This window comes from Pseudooceanicola sp., assembly GCF_029213205.1.
Classification (GTDB): Bacteria; Pseudomonadota; Alphaproteobacteria; order Rhodobacterales; family Rhodobacteraceae; genus Pseudooceanicola.
On the sequence record NZ_JARGNH010000055.1, the window covers coordinates 1 to 4,789 of the forward strand.

At 62.4% G+C, this 4,789-nt stretch carries 3 protein-coding genes; all 3 read left to right on the top strand.

Annotated elements, in window-relative coordinates; translation table 11 throughout:
* Positions 1-549: TetR/AcrR family transcriptional regulator (locus tag P1U48_RS18055; RefSeq protein ID WP_366142923.1), on the top strand; the 549-nt coding region annotated here is incomplete at its 5' end.
* Complete coding sequence (locus P1U48_RS18060) at positions 536-1,687, top strand: efflux RND transporter periplasmic adaptor subunit (RefSeq protein ID WP_301070716.1); 1,152 nt, start codon at positions 536-538, stop codon at positions 1,685-1,687. The genes P1U48_RS18055 and P1U48_RS18060, both read left to right, overlap by 14 nt.
* Before the next feature lie 33 nt (positions 1,688-1,720).
* Positions 1,721-4,789, top strand: coding sequence for an efflux RND transporter permease subunit (locus P1U48_RS18065; protein ID WP_301070718.1), 3,069 nt, complete (start codon positions 1,721-1,723; stop codon positions 4,787-4,789).

Consider the following 4,789-nt stretch of genomic DNA (forward strand, 5'->3'; position numbering starts at 1 on the left):
GAGCGGATGCCCTCATCGGGATCGAGAAACGCATCGCGGAAGATTCTTATGGCTGCTCGTGTCATTGCTGCGCGTGAGGGGTCGGGGAGTGTAACGATTGAGGCGGTGGCAAAGGAGGCGGGGCTCAGCAAGGGCGGCGTGCTTTACAATTTTCCGACGAAGCGGGCTTTGCTTGCGGGTCTGTTGGATCAGATGCTGGCCGCGCACCGGGATTTTCTTGCCAAAGTGCCGGAGCAGCATCCATCACGCACTTTACGCGGGCATCTCGAAACGGTTTTGCAGCCAGAGGACGTGGTTGATGACCTGTCGATGGCGATCCTCGCGGCTGCCGCATCGGATCCGCGGCTGCTTGATCCGCTGCGAAGTGAACTGACCGACGACCTTGAGCGTATCCTGACCAACACCCAAGACGCTCCGGCTGCCATGATTAGCGTCCTGGCGATCCAGGGTTTGCGGTTTCAACGGCTTCTGAACCTTCCGGACGGGGGCGCGGATGTCAGAGACTGCGTCATCGAGCGATTAAGGACAATGATTGATGAACTCGAATAAAAAGACCCGAAGCTGGAAGCGGATCGCTTCAGTCCTTGTGCTGGCGGCGGCTGCGGCCCTGGCTGTGCCGTTCCTTTCGGGCCCCCTGACAGATGTTTTGGCCCAGACGACAATGGACGCCGGGGAAAACGGGGACGACGGGGCGAAGGCCACAGTTGAAGACGATCGGCCGGTCGTGGTCGAGGTGGCCCCTGTGCTCCGCCGCGTCATCACTCAATCGCGCAATGTTGCAGGCCGTGTCGAGCCTGCCCGCACGGTGGATATTGCGTTTCAGGTGTCGGGGCAGATCATTTCTCTCGACGTCGAGCCGGGCGACCGGATTCGCGAGGGCGATGTGATTGCGCAGCTCGATCAGGCCGATTTTAATCTTGCCGTTGATCGGGCCCAGGCCTCCTTTGATCTTGCAAACTCCGATCTCGGGCGCGCCTCGAGCCTCGCCGAGCGGGGGGTTGCCGCCGATGCCAGCCTCGAAGCGGCCCGCGCCCAGTTCGCGCAGGCAGATGTGGCGTTCCGTGAGGCCAGGCGGCGCTTGTCCCAGACGCAGATCATGGCGCCTTTCGATGCGATCGTGGCGCGGACCTTCGTTGAGGAATACGTCAACGTTACCTCGGCCGCGCCGGTCGCGCGCCTGCAGGATGTCAGCGAGATGCATATCATGATTTCTCTGCCCGAGGAGCTTGCGGCTGTTGCGCGCGCAACGCCCGACGCGTTTGACATCGTTGCGAGCTTTCCCGCGGTGCCGGGGTTCAACGCGCAGCTCGTCCTTCGCTCCTTTGCGACCGATGCCGACCCGACAGCGCAGACCTACGATGTGGAATTCGCCATCGCGGGTGACATCGACCCGCGCCTGCTGCCCGGGATGACGGCGGAGGTGCATATCTCGATCGCCGCCGAGGGAGATCGTCGGCAATCCGTTATCGTTCCGGTTTCGGCAGTGGACACGACGAGCCGAACCGAACCCTCGGTCTGGGTGTACCAGGAAACCTCTGGCCAGGTCGCACGCAAGACCGTCCGCCTGGGCCTCCCGATCAATGACGAGATCATCGTTCTGGAAGGCCTTGAAGGCAACGAGCTGGTAGTGTCCGGCGGTTGGTGGCGGCTCAGGGACAATCAAAAAGTGACAGTTTCGGGTCTCTGATCCCGTATTATGTTGGCAGGACCCGGATAGACCATGGCACTCAGTATCTCACGCGCGAGCATCAAGCGCCCTGTGGCGGTTTGGCTCGCCATCATCTTCTGCCTCGTTGGCGGCTATTGGGGGCTGAACACGGTGGGCCGCCTTGAAGACCCCAGCTTCACCCTCAAAACGGCGCTTGTCTTCGTGCCCTATCCCGGCGCCTCGGCCATAGAGGTTGAAGAGGAGGTCGCCGACGTTGTCGAAAATGCGCTGCAACAGATGAAGCAGCTTGACCGGGTTGAATCAAAGTCCATGCCGGGCATGGCTCAGATCACCGTTGAGATCGAGATGACTTATGGGCCGGATGAGATCCCCCAGGTCTGGGACGAGATGCGCCGCCGCATCAGCGACGTGGAAGGGGACCTGCCCGCAGGCGCGCAGCCGCCCATCATCAACGATGATTTCGGCGACGTTTACGGCATGTTCTACGCGGTAACGTCCGAAGGCCTGAACCCGTTGGAACAGCGCGATCTCGCCACGACACTGCGGCTTGGGCTGGTCACCGTTGATGGCGTTGCCAAGGTCGAGGTTCAGGGGCTTGCCGAAGAGGTGATCAACATCTCGATCCCGTCGTCGCGCCTGACGGAACTGGGGTTTCCGCCCAACCAGATCCTCGGCATTCTCGCCGACGAGAACAAAGTGTTCATGAACGGCGAGATTACCGAGGGCCCGGCCCGGATCAACCTGTCGGTTCCGCCGGGTTACGTGAGCCCCGAAGGGATCAGGGACCTTCGGCTCGGCGCGGCAGGAGAGGTCGGCCAGGTTACGATCAATGATATCGCCCGTGTGAGCCGCGAGGAAGCCGAACAGCCCAGCCAGGTCATTCGCCAGAACGGAGCCTCGGCCTTTACCCTTGGCGTTTCGGCGCTGACAGACCGCAACGTGGTTGAGGTTGGCAAGGCGGTCTCTGCCCGTCTGGAGGAGCTCAAGACCGCGCTGCCGGAGGGGGTCGAGATCATTCCGATCTACGAACAGCACGCCGTGGTGGACGAGGCGGTTTCGAGCTTCCTGATCAGCCTCGGACAGTCGGTTGGCATTGTCGTCGCCGCGCTGATGTTGACCATGGGCTGGCGCGCCGGTCTGGTGGTGGGCGCAACCCTCGGGCTGACGGTGTTTTCGACGCTGTTCTTCATGTCGGTCTTCGGCATCGCGATGGAACGGATCAGCCTTGGCGCCCTGATCATCGCGATGGGGATGCTGGTCGATAATGCGATCGTCATCACCGAGGGCATGGTGATCGGTGTGGCGCGTGGCAAATCCGCAGAAGACGCCGCCGCCGAGACCGAAACCGCCACCTCGATCCCGCTGCTCGGCGCGACCGTGATCGGGATCATGGCGTTTTCCGGCATCGGCTTGTCGCCTGACGCGACCGGCGAGTTCCTGTTCTCGCTCTTCGCGGTGATCGCGATCTCGCTGCTGATGAGCTGGGCGCTCGCCGTCACGGTCACGCCCTACCTTGGCAAGCTGCTGCTGCGGGCCCCCAAAGAGGCGTCGGACGATCCCTACAAGGGCGCGTTCTACGGGGTGTACCGCAGGTTCCTTTGGCTGGCTCTGCGCACCCGGGTCCTTGTTGTGCTGATCATCGTGGGCATTACCGTCTGGTCCGTGCTGGCCTTCGGACAGGTGAAGCAGGCCTTTTTCCCCGCGTCAAACACCCCGATCTTCTATGTCCAGCTCCAGATGCCACAGGGGACCGACATCAACGTCACCGACGATGAGATGAAGCGGCTCGAACAGATCCTCCTGGCGGAGGAGAGCGTAACCGACGTCACCACGCTTGTCGGGCGGGGCGCCAGCCGCTTCATGCTGACCTATAGTCCCGAGCAGGCCGACCCCAGCTACGGCCAGCTTATCGTTCGGGTGGCCGACGCCGAGGCCATCCCGCCTATCGCGGCCCGGCTGAACCGGGATTTGCCCGCCGAGTTCCCCCACGCTTTGATCCGTGTGGAACAGATCGTATTCGGGCCGCCTGCCGGGGCCGATGTGGCGGTTCGTTTTTCGGGGCCGGATCCGGTCATCCTGCGCCAGCTTGCGGATGATGCAATGCGGATTTACGAGGATACCGGGACACTCACCAACCCGCGTACGAATTGGCGCCAGCGAGAGATTGTTGTCGAACCTGTCGTCAATGAATCGCGTATGCGCCTGGCCGGCGCAACCCGCGGCGCGATCGCAGATACCATCCGTTACGGAACCTCCGGCATGCGTGTTGGCCAGCTGCGCGAAGACGATGAGGTGATCCCGATCCAACTGCGCCTCCCCGAGAGCTCACGCGATGGGGTTGATCGGCTCCAGGACCTGTCCGTGTGGTCCGATGGCGCGGGAACCTATGTGCCAATGGCCAACCTTGTCAGGGGGTTCGAAACCCGCCTTGTCGAGGCGCTTGTCCACCGGCGTGACCGGGAGCGGACCATCACCGCCCTCGGCGGCGCACGCGACGATCTGACTGCGGATGAGGCCTTCCGAAGTGTCCGCGCCAAGGTCGAGGCGATCCCGCTTCCCTACGGGTACACCCTGGAGTGGGGCGGCGAATATGAAAGCGCCCAGATGGCCCAGGAGAGCCTCGGCAAGCAGCTTCCCCTCGGCTTCCTGGTGATGCTGGCGATCTCGATCCTGATGTTCAATAAGATCCGCCAGCCGCTGATCCTGTGGCTCGTCGTGCCGATGTCGGTGACGGGCATGGTGCTGGGGCTGCTGTTCACCGGATTGCCCTTCACCTTCACCGCCCTGCTCGGCTTCCTGTCGCTCTCGGGCATGCTGATGAAAAACGCCATCGTGCTGGTCGAAGAGATCGACCTGCAACGCGCCGAGGGGGTTTCGGATTACAAGGCCGTCATAAATGGATCGGTCAGCCGTTTGCGCCCTGTGGTGCTCGCAGCCGGCACGACGATCTTCGGAATGATCCCCCTCCTGCCAGACGCCTTCTTCGCGTCAATGGCCGTCACTATCATGGGCGGCCTCGCCTTCGCCTCCATCCTCACACTCGTCGCGGTTCCGGTGCTTTATGCGCTCTTCTTTCGGATCAAGCCTCCGAAAGAAGATACCAGCCTGAAGAACGCCTGA

Excerpts from the sequence above, each read along its gene's own strand:
- P1U48_RS18060 (WP_301070716.1), top strand. The coding sequence starts at position 536 with ATGAACTCGAATAAAAAGACCCGAAGCTGGAAGCGGATCGCTTCAGTC.
- P1U48_RS18065 (WP_301070718.1), top strand. The coding sequence starts at position 1,721 with ATGGCACTCAGTATCTCACGCGCGAGCATCAAGCGCCCTGTGGCGGTT.